Genomic DNA, 17845 nt, shown 5'->3' with positions numbered 1-17845 from the left:
AAACGTACAATAAACAACCACGATCAAGGGAGATGAAATGCGACATCGCTGGTATTTTCTTGTTGCTGGACTGGCACTTATCGCGGCCTCGGCGTTTGCAGCGTGGTTCTACTTTTTGCAGAACCGGGCGGCGGAGGGGGTACTCGAAGCCAACGGACAAGTGCGCGGCACCGAGGTGACGATCAGTTCCAAACTTGCCGGCAGGATCGAGACTCTTCCAATCGCGGAAGGCCAACTGCTGAAGAAAGGCAATCTTGTCGCAAAACTTACCTCCGCAGAAGTCGAAGCCCAACTGGAGCAGGCGGCGGCGCAGGCATCCGCTGCCGACAGCCGGGTCAAGGAAATCGAAGCCGCACTAAAGGCGATGGCAACCTCCGTCGGGCAAGCCCAACTCAACGTGGGCGCGACGCAGAGCACTTCCCAACACACTATCCATCAGGCAAACGAAGGCCTGCAACGGGCGCAGGCCGAGCTGGCTGCGGCACAGGCCGTCCGGGAGCTGGAAAAGAACAATTACGATCGCAATGCCAGGCTGGTACAACAAGGTTTCGTCAGCGAAAGCTATTTCGATCAGTTAAAAAGCCGCTACGCCTCGGCGGAAGCGCGGCTGAAGGCGGCGGAGCGGGCGCGCGAGGAAGCCAGCGCGGCGCTGGAGCTTTCCGGGGTATCACAACTGGATATCGGCGTCAGGCAAAAGGAGGTGCAGCGCCTGCAGGACGAGAAGGCGCGCTTGCAGGCCAGCCGCGCCGTGGCGCAAAGCCAGGCCGAAGCGGCGCGGGCCCGGGTCAGGGAGATGCAGGCGGTCGCCAGCGACACCGGGATTCGCGCACCGGCGGACGGCACCATCATCAACAAGCTGGTAGAACAGGGAGAGCTGGTTGCGTCCGGCACTCCCATCGCCACCATGATCGATCTTTCGGATATTTACATCCGGGTTTACATTCCGGAACAGGCCATCGGCTTGATCCGCATCGGTAATCCGGCCCGCATATTCGCAGACGCCTTCCCGCAGCGGTTCTTTCCCGGCAGGGTGGTCGAGGTCTCCCAGCAGGCCGAGTTCACGCCCAAGGAAGTCCACACCCAGGAGGAGCGCACCAAACTCGTGTTCGGCGTCAAGGTGAAGATCGACAACCCCGAGGGCTATCTCAAGCCGGGCATGCCGGTGGACGTCACGATCAAGTGGCGGGAGAACATGGCTTGGCCGGAGCGTGCGCGGAGCGGAGGATGATCGGCGAGACCTGTATCCGGGTGGCCGGCCTGGGAAGGCGGTTCAGAAAAAGCTGGGCCATCAGGGGAGTGAATCTTGAAATCCGGCGGGGCGAACTGTTCGGCATCGTGGGGCCGGACGGCGCGGGCAAAACCACCCTGATCCAGTCCCTGTGCGCCATCCTCGATCCGACCGAGGGCAACGTCACCGTGGATGGCCTCGATTCCGTGCGCGATGCCGCCGCCATCACCTCCCGCCTCGGCTACATGTCGCAGGCCTACTCCCTGTACGAAGATCTCACCGTGGAGGAGAACCTGGAATTCTTTGCCGAAATCCGTGGCATTCCATCACCGCTCTTCGCGCAAAGAAAACAGCGGCTGCTAGAATTCTCGGGCCTCGCGCCTTTTCTCGACCGCAGGACGAAGCACCTTTCCGGGGGCATGCAGAAGAAGCTCGCCCTCTGTTGCAACCTCGTCCACGAACCCGACATCCTGATCCTGGACGAGCCCAACCTGGGCGTCGATCCTGTTTCCCGCCGGCAGCTATGGCGCATGCTGCGCGGCTACCATGCGCAGGGCAATACCGTCATACTCGCCACTTCCTACATGGACGAAGCCGGGCAGTGTGACCGGATGGCCTTCCTGCTCCAGGGACAACTGCTCGCCTGCGACAAGCCCGAGACCTTCGGGGACGACTTGGAGACCGTATTCAAGGCCCATGCCGCACCGGCCAGGACGGTGGCCGGCCTCCCCTTTGCCGCCAGGGCAGCGGACGGCAACGCCATCGAAGTGCAAGGGCTGACCAGGCGGTTCGGCGACTTTACCGCAGTGGACGGCATTTCCTTCACTGTGAAACGGGGGGAGATTTTCGGCTTCCTCGGCCCCAACGGTTCCGGCAAGAGCACCACCATCAGGATGCTGTGCGGCCTGCTGCCGCCGAGCACAGGCGAGGCAACGGTCGCGGGAGTGGACGTGGCGCGCCGGCCGGAGGATGCGCGGCGCGGCATCGGGTACATGTCGCAACGGTTTTCCCTCTACCTGGATCTGACTGCGGCCGAGAACATCGAGTTTTTCGGCAGAGTATACGGGCTCGATAGCGCCACCCTGTCCGCCCGCATGCAGTGGGTGATCGCCATGGCGGGTCTTGGCGGGCACGAAAAATCGCTCACCCGGGATCTCTCCGGCGCCCTCAGGCAGCGCCTCGCGCTCGGCTGCGCACTGCTGCACCAGCCGGAAGTGCTGTTCCTGGACGAACCTACTTCAGGGGTCGATCCCGCCTCGCGCGAGGCGTTCTGGCGGCTTATCCGGGTCATTGCCGATGCGGGTGCCGCGGTATTCGTCACCACCCATTATCTGGCGGAGGCCGAAAACTGCCATCGGGTCGCCTTCATCGATCGCGGCAGCATACTCTGCATCGATGCCCCGCAGCGCCTGCAGGAACTTCACGGCGGCGCCACTCTTGAAGACGTGTTCATCCAGCTCATGGAGCATGCGGCATGATGCTCGCGGCGTTGATCAGGAAAGAAGCCAGGGAAATTCTGCGCGACCCGATCACCCTCGGCACCGCAATTTTCCTGCCGCTGGTCCTGCTGTTCCTGTTCGGCTACGGGGTGACTCTGGACGTGGAGGATGTGCCGATGGCGGTCTACGACCAGGATAAAAGCCAGGACAGCGCGCGCCTGGTGGAGGCTTTCACGCGCAGCGGCTATTTCCGCCTCAAACACGATCTGGATTCCGTCAGGCAGTTAGGCGACGTGATGGACCGGGGACAGGCTACGCTGGCGCTCATCATCCCGCACGATTTTTCGGAAGACCTGCGCGCGGGGAACAAGGCCACGGTGCAGATTATCCTCGACGGCACCTTCTCGGCTACCGCGCTCATCGTTTCCAACTACGCCACGGCCATCGTGAACCGTTACTCCACCGAAACTGCGGTGAAGGCGCTCGCCGCCCGGGGCGCGCCGCCGCTGCCTCATGTGACGGCGGTGTCCAGGGTCTGGTACAACGCGCCCATGAAGAGCGTCAACTACATCGTGCCGGGCCTGTTCGCGGTGCTGCTGATGGCCTTCCCGCCCATGCTGACCGCGCTTTCCATCGTGCGCGAGAAGGAGCGCGGCACCATCGAGCAGATCTACGTTTCCCCCGTCAGCTCGCCGACGTTCATTCTCGGCAAGATCATTCCCTATGGCGCGATCGCATTCCTCGAAATGTTGCTGATACTCTCCGTAGGCACCCTCTGGTTCCACATCCCCTTCCAGGGGAGCCTCATGCTCCTGCTCGCGACTTCCCTGCTTTACGTGCTGGTGACGGTAGGCATCGGAGTATTCGTCTCCACCATCACCCGTACCCAGCTTGCGGCGATGCTGCTGTCGCTGCTGATCACCCTGATGCCTTCGTTCTTGTTTTCGGGCTTCCTGTTCCCGATTGCCAGCATGCCTTACCTGTTTCAGTTCTACACCTATTTCTTCCCGGCCCGCTATTTCAACGACATCAGCCGCGACATCTTTCTCAAGGGCCTGGGGCTGGAATACCTGTGGGGCAATGTGGCGCTGCTGCTCGCCTATACCGTGATCCTGTTTGTGCTGGCGAGCCTGCGCTTTCGGAAGAAGGTGGCTTGATGACCCGAGCGCTGGCATGCGTCAAAAAGGAGTTCCTCCAGTTTTCGCGCGACCGGATGCTACTACTGCTTATTTTCTGGCTGTACACGGCCGAAGTCATCATGTGCACCCACGCCCTTTCTTTCGAGGTGAGAAACCTGCATCTGGCCGTCTACGACCAGGACCGCACCCAACTGAGCCAGAAACTGGTCGAGCGCTTTACCGCCACGGAGTATTTCGGCAAGCGGTTCCTGGTAGACAGCCCCAGGCAGATCGACGCCCTGCTGGACGCCGGGCGTGCGGACATGGGGATCGTGATCCCGCCGGACTTCTCGGACAAGGTGGGCAAGGGAAGGACGGCGGAGGTGCAATTGATCCTGTCCGGCGTCAACTCCAATACGGCAAACGCCGCCCGCGGCTATGCCGGCGCCATTGTTGCCGGCTTTTCCCACGAGCTGATGGTGCAATCCCTGCAACAGCGCGGCATCCAGGCCAGGCTGCCGGAAGTGGTGCCGCGCATGCGCATCTGGTACAACCCGGAACTCAAGTTCCGCTATTTCATGGTGGTTTCGATGATCGTGCTGGCCGGGTTCATGGTGGGCGTCATCAATACCGCCGCAAGCCTGGTTCGGGAAAAGGAAACCGGTACCATCGAGCAGCTCATGGTCACCCCCCTGCGCAGGCACGAGATCGTTCTGGCCAAGCTGGTGCCTACACTGTCAATCGGCTTGGTGCTGCTGTTTCCAAGCTTGTTGATCGCCCGCTGGTTCGGCGTGCCGATGGAAGGCAGTGTTGCATTGTTTTTCCTCGCCTCCGCCATCTCGCTGATTGCCAGCATGGGCATCGGCATCTTCGTCTCCACCTTTGCCCGGAACCTGCAACAGGCCCTGCTCGTCTCGTTCTTCGTGCTGTTTCCGGTCATGTTCCTGTCGGGCACCATCGTGCCCGTGGAAAGCATGCCGCAGTTCCTGCAATACCTCTCGCTGCTCAGCCCGGTGCGCTACTACATGGAGATCTCCCTTGGGATTTTCCTGAAAGGCGTCGGGCTGGACATCCTGTGGCCCAAGTTCGCGATGTTATTCCTGTTCGGTGCGACACTGTTCCTCTGGAGCCTGGTCAGGTTACGGCGGAGAATGCTCGAATAGAGCAAAATGCGGTGGCGGAGAACGACAACCAGAGGGGATGAATTTAGAGATGCGCTCCAGTTCCCATGAAAAATTGGCCGACAGAATCTGCCGGATGTGCGGGAACCCGGTTCCTGCCCCGCCATTTGCGCAAGCCATAGGTAACTTCTGCTGCGAAGCCTGCTACCTTCGATCGCAGGCCGTGCGGTTCGAAGGCGTCGCCTCGATTGAGGCGGAAGCCGCGCTGGCGGAGGCCCTGGCGTCGGCCCTCGACCTGCGGGAGCATGAAACCGGGCTGCATTCCAAGCGGGTTGCCTGCCACACGCTGGAACTGGCCCGTCGCTCCGTCGACGATGCGCCCGAACGCTTGCGCCAGGTTTACTGGGGTGCGCTGTTGCATGACATCGGCAAGATCGGCATCCCGGATGCGATCTTGCTCAAGCATGGTGCATTGACCGACAGCGAGTGGCAGGAAATGCGCACCCATCCGGAAAAAGGGTACCGCATCGCGTCGCAGATGCCCGGCATGCAGGAAGCGGCGGAAATCGTGCTGAGCCACGAAGAGCGTTTCGACGGCTCCGGCTACCCGCGCGGATTGAGTGGCTCAAGCATCCCGTGGGGCGCCCGCCTGTTCGCGGTGATCGATACGCTGGATGCCATGACTTCGGACCGCCCGTACCGGAAAGGGCTGGACTTCGATGTGGCGAAAACGGAAATCCTGCGCATGTCCGGCACGCAGTTCGACCCCGATGCGGTCAGGATTTTCCTGGAAGCGGAGCCCGTGTTGCGGGACATGGTGTCCCTCAAGTGCGGGACGGCTTCCGCGGACGTTATTCTTGCAGGCGATGAACATGCTCCAGCGCGAGCCGCTGCCACATGAAATGTTCGTAACCGCCAGACCAGTACAGGCCAAAGGCAAAAGCGAACAGCAGTTCCTCCAGCGGGATACCGAGCAACAGAACGCCGCTGATCTCCGGCAGGTTCCATACCTGCTGGACATAACCGGGAGAAGATGCCTCCAGTGCAAGGAAGAAGATGAAATAGTAGGCGAGGAACAGCACTCCGCCGACCCAGGTCTTGGTCTTGAGGTCGGGCCGGCAGAAGACGGTGGCCATGGCGCCCGCCGCCATCGCGGCAATGGAGGGATAAATCGGGTTCCACGGCAGAAAGTAGAGGACCGAGAAAACAATGAACGGCGAAACGAGGGCCTTGTAATGATGGCGGTGCAGCGACAGACGTTTTTCCGACACGGGTACGGGTACATCGTTGCGATGGGTGAGAACGGAATAGAGCACGGAGCCCACGCCGCCGATGCCGAAGCAGAAGATCAGGCTTTCCAAGTCGAAGCCGGTGCGCTGCGCCAGATCGAACAGGGTGGGGGGATTCCAGTACTCGGGAACGAACAGCGGTTCGGTGAGGCCGAATGGGGCGGTGACCAGGCTGACCGTCCACATCGTCTTCCGGTGATGCGGGAAGGCAATAAACATGACTGCCCACGGGATCAGAAACAGCAATGCCCAGACCAGCCAGACATATTGATAGGGAATCATCGGGGTTTGCACCTTTCTTTAGCATTGCTTTGGTATAAAGGCTACCAGAAGATGCTTTTGCAAAATAGCAACGGGGGCGAAATATGACAGTCATCGAATTGGCGAGGCTGGCGGAGGTGACGCCGGATGTCATCCGCTACTACGCGCGGATTGGATTGCTGAAGCCGTCACGCAATGCGGTCAACAACTACATGCAGTTCTGCCGGGAGGATGTGAAATGCGTGCGGTTTATCCGGCGTGCGCAGCGATTGGGATTTTCGCTGGCGGAAATCGTCGACATTATCGAAACCAGTCGCAACGGCGGATCTCCCTGCCGGATGGTGCGAGAAACGCTTGGACGGCGCATCGAGGAAAACGGCCGCGCACTGGCGGAACTGGTTGCCGTGCAGAACCGGATGGAGCACACGCTAGCACAATGGCAGCAAATGCTCGACGGATCGCCCGGGGAGCAAGCGCTTTGCAGTCTGATCGAGGCGATGGAAGAAACATAATTGCTTGACCTGTGAGTGGCTCGCAGGTTGTTAAATAAGGCTTCCCCAAGCAAAAAAGGATCATCATGACGACTCCCCATCACTCAGCCGGACAAGCCGCAGTTGCCGTGAATATTGAAATCCCGGTCATCGGCATGAGTTGCGGCGGTTGCGCCCAGCACATCCAGCAGGCACTATCGGAACTGCAAGGCGTAATGCAAGCCACGGTGAGCCATACCGAGGCAAAAGCGCATATCCGTTATGCGCCGGAGCAGGTAACGGTGCAGCAGATTATCAAGGCGATCATTAAAGCTGGCTATCAGGCCGGCGAGCCGCTTGCAACAGACAAAACCACACATCCGCATCAGCAGCAGGCCAACCGGCCATGCTGCTGCGCAAAAAAAAATAATTCAACCGAACGAGGTGACGAATAATGGACCACTCCCAGCACTCGGCAGCACATGAGAAACAAGGAGAGCACATCGAAATTTCCATCGGCGGGATGACGTGTGTGCATTGCGCCAACAAAATCCGGGAGGCCATCGCAGCGTTGGAAGGCGTCGCGCACGCCACCGTAAACCATGCCGAGGGCAAGGCCCACGTTCACTATCTGCCTGACCAGGTCAGCGTCACACAGCTTAACGACGTCATCCGCCAGGCTGGTTACTTGCCGGGATCGGCGAGCCTGAAAATCGGCATCAAGGGCATGAAATGCGCTTCCTGCGTGAAGACGATCGAGGATTCCCTTTACCGTACGCCGGGAGTGGTGTCGGCGAGCGTCGACCCTGCTTCCGCCTCGGCCAAAATCGTTTACCAGCCGAAAATTGCCAGCCATCAAGCGATCGCTCAGGCAGTCATCGACGCCGGCTACCAGGTCGGCGAGCCGCCTGCCACAAACGAAAATGCGCTGGAGCGCCAGGAATCCGAGCAAGCCGCGGAATATACCGGCCTCATGCGCAAGTTCTGGCTGGCGGCGGTCATCTCGGTGCCGGTGATGATTTTCAGCTACCCCGATCTTATCCCCGGCCTGCGCGAGTGGATGCCGATGGGCAGCATGGAGCGGCGCATCGTCTGGAGCATCCTCGGGTTGCTGGCGCTGCCGGTGATGCTCTGGTCCGGCTCCCAGTTCTATCAGGGCATGTGGTCGGGACTGAAGCATCGTTCGGCCAATATGCATACCCTGATCGCATTCGGCATCACGGCAGCATTTCTTTACTCCGTCGTCGCCGTTGCGTTCCCGCAATGGTTCCCGGACATAGCGCTGGCCGAGGCGTTCTGGGACGTGGTGACGGTGGTGGTTGCATTGGTGGTGCTGGGGCTGGCATTGGAAGTGAAGGCCAAAGGCAGGACTTCCGAGGCGATCAAGAAGCTGATCGGCTTGCAAGCCAAAACTGCCCGCGTGCTGCGTGATGGTAATGAGGTGGATATTCCGGTGGAAGAAGTACTGGCCGGTGACGTCGTCATCGTCCGGCCGGGCGAGAAAATTCCGGTGGATGGCCTGGTGACTGAGGGCTCCAGCGCCGTGGATGAATCGATGATCACCGGAGAATCCATCCCGGTGGAAAAAAACGCCGGAGACGAAGTGATCGGCGCGACGATGAACAAGACCGGCAGCTTCCGTTTCCGCGCCACCAAGGTCGGCAAGGATACGGCGCTCGCCAACATCATCCGCATGGTTCAGGATGCGCAAGGCTCGAAAGCACCCATCCAGCGCATCGTCGATGCCGTGTCCGGGTATTTCGTTCCCGCCGTGATCATTCTCGCCATTCTCGCTTTCATCGCCTGGTATGACTTCGGGCCGGAACCGCGGGCGGTCTATGCCACGATCGTGTTCGTCACCACGCTCATTATTGCCTGCCCGTGCGCGCTCGGTCTGGCCACGCCGACTTCACTCACCGTCGGTATCGGCAAGGGGGCGGAAAACGGCATCCTGATCCGCTCCGGCGATGCCTTGCAGACCGCCAAGAAACTCAATGCCATCGTGCTCGACAAGACCGGCACCATCACACGCGGCGCACCGATGTTGACCGACGTGGTTGCGGTAACAGGTTTCGACGAGGCAACCGTATTACAGCTGGCAGGCACGCTGGAACGCGGCTCGGAACACCCGTTGGGCGAAGCGATCATTGGCGGCGCCAGAACGCGCAACATTGCCCTGGGAGAGACGGTGGGGTTCGCCGCCATTCCCGGGCAGGGCGTCAGCGGCACGGTTGACGGCAAAGTCGTACTGCTGGGCAATCCCAAGCTGATGGAAACGCGCAATATCGACATCGGCAGCCTGACGGGCGACTGGCAGCGCCTCGCCGAAGAAGGCAAGACGCCCATGTACGTTGCCGTCGATGGAACTGCGGCCGGGCTTGTCGCCGTGGCCGATACCATCAAGCCGGATTCCAAAGCCGCCATCGCCGCCCTCAAGAAGCTGGGTATCGAAGTCATCATGCTGACCGGGGACAATCAACGCACGGCCGATGCGATTGCCAGGCAGGTTGGCGTGGACCGGGTGCTCGCCGAAGTCGCACCCGAGGACAAGGCACATGAGGTGCAGAAACTGCAACTGGAAGGCAAGACCGTCGCCATGGTAGGAGACGGCATCAACGACGCACCGGCACTGGCCCAAGCCGATGTCGGCATGGCCATCGGCACCGGCACTGACGTTGCCATCGAGGCCAGCGACATCACCCTGATCAAGGGCAGCCTGACCGGCGTGGTGACCGCCATCGAGATCAGCCGCGCCACGATGCGCAACGTCACCCAGAACCTGTTCGGCGCCTTCTTCTACAACATCCTCGGCGTCCCGGTAGCAATGGGCCTGCTTTACCCGTTCTTCGGCTTATTGCTTTCCCCGCTGATCGCCGCCGCCGCGATGGCGTTCAGCTCGGTGACCGTAGTCACCAACGCCAATCGTCTTCGTTCCTTCAAACCCAAAGGAGTCATCGCATGAGTACGGATCGCTGGATGGTGACGTTGTTCGGCCTCGCCCTTGTCGGCCTCGTTGCCTGGTTCTTCTGGTTAAAGAAATCGAAAGGCGCTGCAGCTGTCACCACCAGCAGCGGTGCCCAGGAAGCAATGATTCTGGTGAAAGGCGGTTATACCCCGGATGTGATCGTGGTCCAGCATGGCAAGCCGGTACGACTGATGTTCCGGCGCGAAGAAACCTCAACCTGTTCCGACACCGTGGTGTTTGCGGATTTCAACAAAAGCGTGAAGCTGCCGACAGGCGAGACGGTGGCGGTCGAGTTACTGCCAGAGAAGCCCGGAACCTATGATTTCGGCTGCATGATGGGCATGTTCCGCGGCAAGCTGGTGGTCGAGTAACCACGAAAAGCGTCCATCATGTCGGATCAGTCTGCCGACACGGCGGGATCATGACGACTGGGAGAGGGATATGCATGAACTGCTGGTTCAGTGGGTAAGTTATGTAGTGCCGGTCATCGAGGCCGTGGGAGTCGTTATTGTGCTGTGGGGCGTTTTTCAAGGGTTTGCCGGACTCGCATGCCGTGCCTGGACGGCGTTGAGACGGCATCCTTTGCCGGGAAGTCTGGACGATATCCGCATCCTCATTAGCGAAAAACTGGTGCTGGGGCTTGAGTTTTTTCTCGCAGGCGATGTGATCCAGACCATCGTTGTGCCGAGCTGGCAGTCGTTGGGGGTGCTGGGCGGCATCGTCGGCATACGAACGGTGATCGTCTATTTTCTGGACAAGGAAATGCAAATGGGAAAACGCGCGCCGGATGCAAGGAGATAACATCGATGAATAATACGGTAGCGCTGGTCGAAGCATACCTGCACGTTAATGGATATCCACGGCGTCCGAGTACCCTGTCACCGAGGCGGCAGGCAACCATGATTACCGACCGGTAACGGACTCGATATCTTGGCAACACGTTTCTCGGGTACCGGCATGGCCGCTGCGATGGCGTTGAGTTCGCTGTCGGTGATCGTGAATTCGGCGCTGCTGAAAAGGCGCTCGGCTGACAACTTGATCGGGAGACTGTCATATACCGTTTTTTGATTCCGCTATTGACTGGTTTCGTGCTGGCAGGCGCCAGCGCATTTACCGCGGCCTATTCCCGGCGCTGGGGCGAACGTGGCGGCCGGCTTGCCACCAGCTTGTTGCGCAACGTACTGGGAATCCCCCTGTATTTTTACGGACTGGTACTGGCCTGGCAGGCAGCAGCCCCCTTGTTGTTCGCGTCGGGTGCTGTCAACCTGGGGCTGGGCTGGATTCTGATCGTGGCAGGCGCCGTGCCTGTGATCATCGGCCATTTACATTTGGGGTGGCGCACGCACATGCCAAGTATCGGTGACTCCCTGATGAGTCACGGTCTTTACGCTTATGTGCGGCACCCTATCTATGCCGGCAGCCTCCTTGTTTTCGGAGGCCTGGCGCTGTTGCAGCCTGATGCGCCATGGTTGCTGGCATGTGCGCTTTCCGGCGTATTTTTCACAGTCATGGGCAGACTGGAGGAAATCGACCTGTTGCAGCGCATGCCCGAATATCGTGAATACATGGCGCGGGTGCCGCGCTTCATCCCTCATGTTTTCGCAAGCAGATGGGGTTGGCTTTGCCCTCTATTGGGCTTGGCAATGGGGGCGGGCGTGTTGTACTTGTGGGGCTTGTCGTTGTGGACCGCCATCCTGGCGGCACTCATGCTGGCTTGTCCGATCACGATCCTATGGGGATTAATGACCCTGCGCCGCTATCCCCAATTGCAACCCGGCAAGGACGCGGATTTTTCATGTTGCCGCAAATCAGATGAAAAAGGAGAAGGTCATGACCGATGAACACGAAACAAGACATTTATCCAGAGGGCAGTGGGTATTTTACGGTTTCCTGGCATTTGCCGGGCTGTTGTTGTTTACGGAACACCGCGCCCATGTGCTGGGTATCCTGCCCTACCTGATCCTGCTGGCCTGCCCGCTAATGCATTTGTTCATGCACCACGGTCACGGCAGCCACGGTCAACATACCCACAATCACGAAACATCTGAAGGAGACAAGCAATGAACGCCCCGTCCCCAGCCTATGGACTCTGGTCGCTGGTCATCATCAATTCGCTGGTATTCATCATTTTCGCCTTCAGCTTCGCCAAGCCGCAAAGCAAGCGCGACTGGCGCTCGCTCGGCGCCTTTTCGGCTTTCATCGTGGCGCTGTTCACCGAGATGTACGGTTTTCCGCTTACCATCTATTTGCTTTCCGGTTGGCTAGCCAGCCGCATTCCCGGTTTCGACCCGTTTTCGCACGATGCCGGCCACCTGCTGGAAGACCTGTTCGGCTGGCGCGGCAACCCGCACTTTGGGCCATTTCACTTGATCAGCAACATTCTGATCGTTGCCGGTTTCTTTCTGTTATCCAGTGCATGGCGAGTGCTTTACCGGGCTCAACGCCGGCATACTTTGGGCACAACCGGACCTTATGCAAAAATCCGCCATCCGCAGTACGCCGGTTTTGTGATGATCATGTTTGGATTCCTGCTGCAATGGCCGACCATCGTGACAGTGGCGATGTTCCCGATCCTTGTCTACATGTATGTGCGGCTTGCCCGAGCCGAAGAAAGAGACGCATATGCTGAATTCGGCGAGGAATATTCTAAATATGCAGATCGTGTACCGGCATTCTTTCCGCGATTCTGAATTGATTTGGCGTTGGTGACGAGTTGAACGCCATCGCGGCAGCGGCGATCAGTGGGGAAAGCAATAACCGGCAATATGGTCGACACTTTGAGCGAAGTGCTGACGTGGTGGAGTCCATTTATTTCCTTCTCCCCTCTCCCGTTGCCTACCCCATCTGCCGCGTAACTCCTTCCTCTGCCGGCCAGGCCTCGGCCCGCAACAACATTGGTCAGATCACAAGATACTCTTCCTGATCATGGCGTTTTCCCGGTTGTAGGCTTGCTGTACAGAGAACGCCATCCCCTTCGAATTGTGCAGGGTATTCAACAGCGATTCAACATAACTTCAGCATCATCGGCAAAGGCTATCAAACCGAGGAAAAAATCGTCGGTTGGCGACCGCATGAAATTCTGGGGCAAGGCTGGCGCCTTCTGGGGCGGGCTGTGGGGGCTGTTTTTGGGCGGTGCCGTGGTGATCCTGCCTCCTTCCGGCCCCGTGATCGTACTCGGCAAACTGGCCGCGATGGTAGTCGCGTCGATAGAAGGCGCAATCGTGGTGGGCGGACTGTCTACGTTGGGCGCCGCGCTTTACTGCCTCGGCATCCCGAAAAACAGCGTGGTTAATTACGAAGCGGCGCTCAAGTCGGACGAATTGCTGCTGCTGGCGCACGGCAACGTGGAAGATAGATGAAAGCCACCACCATCATCGAAACCACCCGCACTACCGTGCTGGATCTCTACCGGCCGTTCAACGCGCCGGCGCTGTCTCCCAGCCTATATACCGTTTAGGCCAGCGCCGGAATTCCTCAGCCGGAATCCCTAAAGGTGCGCGGCGATGAATTTCTTTATCGACGCGGCATCCGCATCCATTACCACGAAGCGCTGCGGCAAATCCTCCAGGCCGGTGAGGTCTGCCGGGCGCTCCGGCGCGCGCCCCAGCGCCTCCTGTATCGCATCCTCGAACTTGGCCGGCAGCGCGGTTTCCAGCACCACCATGGGCACGCCGGGCTCGCGGTATTGCAGCGCGACTTTCAGGCCGTCGGCGGTATGGGTGTCGATGATGACGCCGTACTGCTCGTACACCCGGCGTATCGTTTGCATTCGCTGCGCATGGTTGCTGGAGCCCGACACCATGCCGTAGTCGGGCACGCGGCCGAACAGGCCGTCTTTATTCGAATCGAATGCCTCTCCGCGATCCACCGCGCCCCACAGTTCGCGCATCCTGGCAGCATTGCGCCCGGTCAGGTCGAACACGAAGCGCTCGAAATTGGAGGCCTTGGAAATATCCATCGACGGGCTGGAAGTGTGGTGCGTCTCCGCCGAGGTCCGCGGGCGGTAAACGCCGGTGCGGAAGAACTCGTCCAGTACGTCGTTTTCGTTGGTAGCCACCACCAGCCTGGCTACCGGCAGGCCCATCATGCGCGCGATGTGGCCGGCGCAGACATTACCGAAATTGCCGGACGGCACGGCGAAGCTGACCTTTTCGGCGTTGGACCGGGTGACCGCAAAATAGCCCTTGAAGTAGTACACCACCTGCGCCGCGACGCGCGCCCAGTTGATCGAGTTCACCGCGCCGATCTTGTGCTGCGCCTTGAACGCAAGGTCGTTGGAAACCGCCTTGACGATATCCTGGCAGTCGTCGAACACGCCGCGCACCGCGATGTTGAAGATGTTGGGGTCCTGCAGGCTGAACATCTGTGCGGTCTGGAAGCGGCTCATCTTCTGGTGCGGCGACAGCATGAACACGCGGATGCCGTGCTTGCCGCGCATCGCGTATTCGGCTGCGGAGCCGGTATCCCCGGACGTCGCCCCGAGAATGTTGGTCTCCTGTCCGACCTTGGCCAGCACGTATTCGAACAGGTTGCCCAAGAGCTGCATCGCCATGTCCTTGAACGCCAGCGTGGGGCCGTTGGACAGCGACAGCAGGCTCAAGCCCGGCTCCAATTCAAGAATAGGCGTAATGTCTTGCGCATTCTGCCCCGGACGCGCATGGCGATAGACATCGGCAACGTAAGTCTTGTCGACGATGGCCCGCAGATCGGCGGCCGGAATGTCGTCGATGAAGCGCGACAGGATCGTGAATGCCAAATCGCGGTAGTTCATTCCGCGCATCGCGGAGAGCTCGGCGTCGCTGAACTGCGGATAGGCTTCCGGCAGATACAGCCCGCCGTCCGGTGCCAGGCCGCCGAGCAGGATTTCGCAGAAACTTTGCGCGGGCGAATTGCCGCGGGTGCTGATGTATTTCATGTTCTTCCGAGCTCTTCCATGCGGATGCGGATCACTTTTCCTGCAATCGTCGGCAGCGCCTCGATCTGCGCGATGGCCCGATCGATGTTCTTTTCCACCGTGATGTGGGTGAGGATGATGATGTCGGCCTGGTCTTCGCCTTCGGCCGGCTCCTTCTGCATCATGGCGTCGATGGAGATCTCCAGGTCGGCCAGGATGCGCGTCACTTCGGCCAGCACGCCCGGCTTGTCCAGCGCGCGCAGGCGCAGGTAATAGGCGGTGCGCACCTCGCTCATCGGCAGGATGGGCAGGTCGGACAGCCGGTCCGGCTGAAACGCCAGATGCGGCACGCGGTGGTGCGGGTCGGCGGTATGCATGCGGGTGACGTCCACCAGGTCGGCCACCACCGAAGAAGCCGTCGGCTCCGCACCGGCGCCGGCGCCGTAGTACAAGGTCGGCCCCACCGCATCGCCCATCACCAGCACCGCGTTCATCGCGCCGTTGACGTTGGCGATCAGGCGCTTCTCCGGGATCAGCGTGGGATGCACGCGCAGCTCCACGCCCTTGTCGGTCTTGCGCGTAATGCCCAGCAGCTTCACCCGGTAGCCCAGCTCCTCGGCATAGCGGATATCGTCGCCGGTGAGCCTGGTGATACCCTCGGTATAAGCCTTGTCGAACTGCATCGGGATGCCGAAGCCGATCGCCGCCATGATGGTGAGCTTGTGCGCGGCATCTATGCCTTCCACGTCGAACGTCGGGTCGGCTTCCGCATAGCCCAGCCGCTGTGCTTCTTTCAGCGCCACATCGAAATCCAGGCCTTTTTCGCGCATTTCGGTGAGGATGAAATTGGTGGTGCCGTTGATGATGCCGGCGATCCACTCGATGCGGTTGGCGGTGAGCCCTTCGCGCAGCGCCTTGATGATGGGGATGCCGCCGGCAACAGCCGCCTCGAACGCGACGATGACGCCCTTCTTCTGCGCCGCGGCGAAGATTTCATTGCCGTGCACTGCCAGCAGCGCCTTGTTCGCGGTTACGACGTGCTTGCCGCTGTCGATCGCCTTCAGCACCAGCTCCTTGGCCAGCGTGTAGCCGCCGATCAGTTCGACGACGATATCGATATTGGGGTCGGTCACCACGGAAAACGCATCGTCGGTGATTTCCACCGTGCCGCCGGTCGCCGCCCGCGCGCGCTCGAGGTCGCGGTCGGCAACCTTGACGATGCGGATCGGCCGGCCGGCGCGCCGGGTGATTTCTTCCTGGTTGCGGGTGAGCACGGTAAACGTGCCGCCCCCCACGGTGCCTATGCCAAGCAAACCTACATTAATGGGTTTCATATTTTCAGATCGATTCAAAAATCAGGTGCCATGCTTCTTGCGGTAGTTCTCCAGGAAGCGCGCGATGCGGCCGATGGCCTCGGTGAGGTCGTCGGCGTTGGGCAGGAACACCACGCGCAGATGGTCCGGGTGCGGCCAGTTGAAGCCGGTGCCCTGCACCAGCAGCACTTTCTCCTCGAGCAGCAGGTCGAGGATGAACTGCTGGTCGTCCGCCATCGGATACATCTTGATATCCAGCTTGGGAAACAAATACATCGCCGCCTTGGGCTTGACGCAGGTCACGCCGGGGATGTCGGTCAGCAGCTGCCACGCCAGGTCGCGCTGCTTGCACAGGCGTCCGCTCGGGGCCACCAGATCGTTGATGCTCTGGTAGCCGCCCAGCGCGGTCTGGATCGCGAACTGGCCGGGTACGTTGGCGCACAACCGCATCGAAGCCAGCATGTTGAGGCCTTCGATATAGTCCAGTGCGTGGCGCTTCTCGCCCGACACCACCAGCCAGCCGGCGCGGTAGCCGCAGGCGCGGTAGTTCTTGGACAGTCCGTTGAAGGTGACGAACAGCACGTCGCTCGCCAGCGAAGCGATCGAGGTATGCGCGTTGCCGTCGTACAGCACCTTGTCGTAGATTTCGTCGGCGAACACAATGAGGTCGTGGCGGCGCGCGATATCGACGATTTTCTCCAGCACTTCCACCGGGTACAGCGCGCCGGTCGGGTTGTTGGGGTTGATGACGACAATGCCGCGCGTGTTGGGGGTGATCTTGCCTTCGATGTCGTGCAGGTCCGGATACCAGTCGGATTGCTCGTCGCACAGGTAGTGGCGCGCCGTGCCGCCCGCCAGCGTCACGCCCGCCGTCCACAACGGATAATCCGGGGCCGGCACCAGGATTTCGTCGCCGTTGTTGAGCAGCGCCTGCATCGCCATCACGATCAGCTCGGAAACGCCGTTGCCGATGAAAATGTCGTCGATCTGCACGCCGGCGATGTTCTTGCCCTGCGTGTAATGCATGATCGCCTTGCGCGCCGCAAACAGGCCCCGCGATTCGCTGTAGCCCGAGGCGTCCGGCAGGTTGTGGATCACGTCCTGGACGATTTCCTCCGGCGCGCCGAAGCCGAACGGCGCCGGATTGCCGATGTTGAGCTTGATGATGCGGTGGCCGTCTTCTTCCATCTGGCGCGCATGCGCCAACACCGGGCCGCGGATGTCGTAACAGACGTTGTTGAGTTTTGTGGATTTCAAAATGGGCTGCACGGCTGCGAACTGTCTGAATCAAAGTATGATATTTTACTCGAAACGCAGAGTTCCCGGTAACCCATGAAGCTCCATCTCACGCGCCCCGAAGGCAACAACCTCATCACCGGCTACGGGCCGGGCTGGGTACAGATCAACGAAACGCGCCATAGCGCCAGCCTGATCCTGATGCCGGGGCGGATATTGCCCTCCTGGCCGGTGGCGGATTTCGAGGCGCTCGCCGCCGAGCATTTCACCGCAGCCATCGCTCTTGCGCCGGAAATCCTGCTGCTGGGAACCGGCGCAAAGCTGCGCTTTCCGCCCGCCGCCTGCCTCAAGCTGCTGATCGAAGCCAACGTCGGCTATGAAATCATGGACACCGCCGCCGCCTGCCGCACTTACAACATCCTGATGTCCGAGGGACGCAATGTCGCCGCGGCGCTGATCATTTAGCCCCGTAGCGCAGGCGGCCTCGCCTGCAATGCGGCCGATAAGGCCG

General features: G+C 60.3%; 19 protein-coding genes. 15 read left to right on the top strand and 4 right to left on the bottom strand.

Annotated features, from left to right (window positions below):
* Window positions 1-37: 37 nt before the first annotated feature.
* The 5 genes from VGK14_RS12735 to VGK14_RS12715 all read left to right on the top strand — a co-directional run bounded on the left by VGK14_RS12735 (window position 38) and on the right by VGK14_RS12715 (window position 5807).
* The gene (locus VGK14_RS12735; RefSeq protein WP_331509465.1) at window positions 38-1228 is read left to right on the top strand and encodes an HlyD family secretion protein; all 1191 of its coding nucleotides are present in this window, start codon (window positions 38-40) and stop codon (window positions 1226-1228) included.
* Window positions 1225-2706: an ATP-binding cassette domain-containing protein gene (locus tag VGK14_RS12730; protein ID WP_331509464.1), complete on the top strand. Its 1482-nt coding sequence runs from the start codon at window positions 1225-1227 to the stop codon at window positions 2704-2706. The genes VGK14_RS12735 and VGK14_RS12730 overlap by 4 nt, the downstream gene beginning before the upstream one ends.
* Entirely contained in the window at window positions 2703-3824 is a 1122-nt protein-coding gene (locus VGK14_RS12725) for an ABC transporter permease (protein WP_331509463.1), read from the top strand. The genes VGK14_RS12730 and VGK14_RS12725 overlap by 4 nt, the downstream gene beginning before the upstream one ends.
* The gene (locus tag VGK14_RS12720; protein ID WP_331509462.1) at window positions 3824-4948 is read left to right on the top strand and encodes an ABC transporter permease; all 1125 of its coding nucleotides are present in this window, start codon (window positions 3824-3826) and stop codon (window positions 4946-4948) included. Before VGK14_RS12725 ends, VGK14_RS12720 begins: the two co-directional genes overlap by 1 nt.
* Before the next feature lie 181 nt (window positions 4949-5129).
* Window positions 5130-5807, top strand: a complete 678-nt coding sequence (locus tag VGK14_RS12715; RefSeq protein WP_331509461.1) for an HD-GYP domain-containing protein — start codon at window positions 5130-5132, stop codon at window positions 5805-5807.
* Here the strand turns inward: VGK14_RS12715 and VGK14_RS12710 are convergent.
* A complete protein-coding gene (locus VGK14_RS12710; protein WP_331509460.1) occupies window positions 5758-6477 on the bottom strand; it encodes a lycopene cyclase domain-containing protein in 720 nt (239 codons plus the stop codon). The two genes, VGK14_RS12715 and VGK14_RS12710, sit on opposite strands and share 50 nt — an antisense overlap.
* 83 nt (window positions 6478-6560) lie before the next feature.
* Here VGK14_RS12710 and VGK14_RS12705 point away from each other — a divergent pair, with 83 nt between their 5' ends.
* The 9 genes from VGK14_RS12705 (at window position 6561) to VGK14_RS12665 (ending at window position 13250) form a co-directional block, all read left to right on the top strand.
* The gene (locus VGK14_RS12705) at window positions 6561-6968 is read left to right on the top strand and encodes a MerR family transcriptional regulator (protein ID WP_331509459.1); all 408 of its coding nucleotides are present in this window, start codon (window positions 6561-6563) and stop codon (window positions 6966-6968) included.
* Window positions 6969-7033: 65 nt separating this feature from the next.
* Complete coding sequence (locus VGK14_RS12700; RefSeq protein ID WP_331509458.1) at window positions 7034-7381, top strand: heavy metal-associated domain-containing protein; 348 nt, start codon at window positions 7034-7036, stop codon at window positions 7379-7381.
* On the top strand, window positions 7381-9888 hold the full coding sequence (locus VGK14_RS12695) for a heavy metal translocating P-type ATPase (RefSeq protein ID WP_331509457.1): 2508 nt from the start codon (window positions 7381-7383) through the stop codon (window positions 9886-9888). Before VGK14_RS12700 ends, VGK14_RS12695 begins: the two co-directional genes overlap by 1 nt.
* On the top strand, window positions 9885-10262 hold the full coding sequence (locus tag VGK14_RS12690; protein WP_331509456.1) for a cupredoxin domain-containing protein: 378 nt from the start codon (window positions 9885-9887) through the stop codon (window positions 10260-10262). The genes VGK14_RS12695 and VGK14_RS12690 overlap by 4 nt, the downstream gene beginning before the upstream one ends.
* Before the next feature lie 70 nt (window positions 10263-10332).
* Window positions 10333-10692 (top strand): DUF1622 domain-containing protein, encoded by a 360-nt coding sequence (locus VGK14_RS12685; RefSeq protein ID WP_331509455.1) that lies wholly within the window; start codon window positions 10333-10335, stop codon window positions 10690-10692.
* Between the two features lie 263 nt (window positions 10693-10955).
* Window positions 10956-11732: an isoprenylcysteine carboxylmethyltransferase family protein gene (locus tag VGK14_RS12680; protein ID WP_331509454.1), complete on the top strand. Its 777-nt coding sequence runs from the start codon at window positions 10956-10958 to the stop codon at window positions 11730-11732.
* Entirely contained in the window at window positions 11722-11955 is a 234-nt protein-coding gene (locus VGK14_RS12675; RefSeq protein ID WP_331509453.1) for a DUF2933 domain-containing protein, read from the top strand. The genes VGK14_RS12680 and VGK14_RS12675 overlap by 11 nt, the downstream gene beginning before the upstream one ends.
* Complete coding sequence (locus tag VGK14_RS12670; RefSeq protein ID WP_331509452.1) at window positions 11952-12581, top strand: isoprenylcysteine carboxylmethyltransferase family protein; 630 nt, start codon at window positions 11952-11954, stop codon at window positions 12579-12581. Before VGK14_RS12675 ends, VGK14_RS12670 begins: the two co-directional genes overlap by 4 nt.
* Before the next feature lie 381 nt (window positions 12582-12962).
* Window positions 12963-13250: a hypothetical protein gene (locus VGK14_RS12665; RefSeq protein ID WP_331509451.1), complete on the top strand. Its 288-nt coding sequence runs from the start codon at window positions 12963-12965 to the stop codon at window positions 13248-13250.
* Window positions 13251-13378: 128 nt separating this feature from the next.
* Here the strand turns inward: VGK14_RS12665 and thrC are convergent, their stop codons facing one another.
* The 3 genes from thrC to VGK14_RS12650 are packed head-to-tail and all read right to left on the bottom strand — an operon-like array spanning window position 13379 to window position 17367.
* On the bottom strand, window positions 13379-14806 hold the full coding sequence (gene thrC / locus VGK14_RS12660; protein ID WP_331509450.1) for a threonine synthase: 1428 nt from the start codon (window positions 14804-14806) through the stop codon (window positions 13379-13381).
* Complete coding sequence (locus tag VGK14_RS12655; RefSeq protein WP_331509449.1) at window positions 14803-16119, bottom strand: homoserine dehydrogenase; 1317 nt, start codon at window positions 16117-16119, stop codon at window positions 14803-14805. The genes thrC and VGK14_RS12655 overlap by 4 nt, the downstream gene beginning before the upstream one ends.
* Before the next feature lie 21 nt (window positions 16120-16140).
* Window positions 16141-17367, bottom strand: coding sequence for a pyridoxal phosphate-dependent aminotransferase (locus VGK14_RS12650; protein WP_331509448.1), 1227 nt, complete (start codon window positions 17365-17367; stop codon window positions 16141-16143).
* Window positions 17368-17430: 63 nt separating this feature from the next.
* Here VGK14_RS12650 and VGK14_RS12645 point away from each other — a divergent pair, with 63 nt between their 5' ends.
* Window positions 17431-17799, top strand: coding sequence for an Mth938-like domain-containing protein (locus VGK14_RS12645; RefSeq protein WP_331509447.1), 369 nt, complete (start codon window positions 17431-17433; stop codon window positions 17797-17799).
* Window positions 17800-17845: the final 46 nt, after the last annotated feature.

Source organism: Novimethylophilus sp., from assembly GCF_036504375.1.
Classification (GTDB): domain Bacteria; phylum Pseudomonadota; class Gammaproteobacteria; order Burkholderiales; family Methylophilaceae; genus Novimethylophilus.
Note: the sequence above shows the minus strand (reverse complement) of the source record. Positions and strands in the feature narration are given on the sequence as shown.

Coding starts and splice junctions, on each gene's coding strand:
- VGK14_RS12735 (WP_331509465.1), top strand. CDS start 38: ATGCGACATCGCTGGTATTTTCTTGTTGCTGGACTGGCACTTATCGCG.
- VGK14_RS12730 (WP_331509464.1), top strand. CDS start 1,225: ATGATCGGCGAGACCTGTATCCGGGTGGCCGGCCTGGGAAGGCGGTTC.
- VGK14_RS12725 (WP_331509463.1), top strand. CDS start 2,703: ATGATGCTCGCGGCGTTGATCAGGAAAGAAGCCAGGGAAATTCTGCGC.
- VGK14_RS12720 (WP_331509462.1), top strand. CDS start 3,824: ATGACCCGAGCGCTGGCATGCGTCAAAAAGGAGTTCCTCCAGTTTTCG.
- VGK14_RS12710 (WP_331509460.1), bottom strand. CDS start 6,477: ATGATTCCCTATCAATATGTCTGGCTGGTCTGGGCATTGCTGTTTCTG.
- VGK14_RS12705 (WP_331509459.1), top strand. CDS start 6,561: ATGACAGTCATCGAATTGGCGAGGCTGGCGGAGGTGACGCCGGATGTC.
- VGK14_RS12700 (WP_331509458.1), top strand. CDS start 7,034: ATGACGACTCCCCATCACTCAGCCGGACAAGCCGCAGTTGCCGTGAAT.
- VGK14_RS12695 (WP_331509457.1), top strand. CDS start 7,381: ATGGACCACTCCCAGCACTCGGCAGCACATGAGAAACAAGGAGAGCAC.
- VGK14_RS12690 (WP_331509456.1), top strand. CDS start 9,885: ATGAGTACGGATCGCTGGATGGTGACGTTGTTCGGCCTCGCCCTTGTC.
- VGK14_RS12685 (WP_331509455.1), top strand. CDS start 10,333: ATGCATGAACTGCTGGTTCAGTGGGTAAGTTATGTAGTGCCGGTCATC.
- VGK14_RS12675 (WP_331509453.1), top strand. CDS start 11,722: ATGACCGATGAACACGAAACAAGACATTTATCCAGAGGGCAGTGGGTA.
- VGK14_RS12670 (WP_331509452.1), top strand. CDS start 11,952: ATGAACGCCCCGTCCCCAGCCTATGGACTCTGGTCGCTGGTCATCATC.
- VGK14_RS12665 (WP_331509451.1), top strand. CDS start 12,963: ATGAAATTCTGGGGCAAGGCTGGCGCCTTCTGGGGCGGGCTGTGGGGG.
- thrC (WP_331509450.1), bottom strand. CDS start 14,806: ATGAAATACATCAGCACCCGCGGCAATTCGCCCGCGCAAAGTTTCTGC.
- VGK14_RS12655 (WP_331509449.1), bottom strand. CDS start 16,119: ATGAAACCCATTAATGTAGGTTTGCTTGGCATAGGCACCGTGGGGGGC.
- VGK14_RS12645 (WP_331509447.1), top strand. CDS start 17,431: ATGAAGCTCCATCTCACGCGCCCCGAAGGCAACAACCTCATCACCGGC.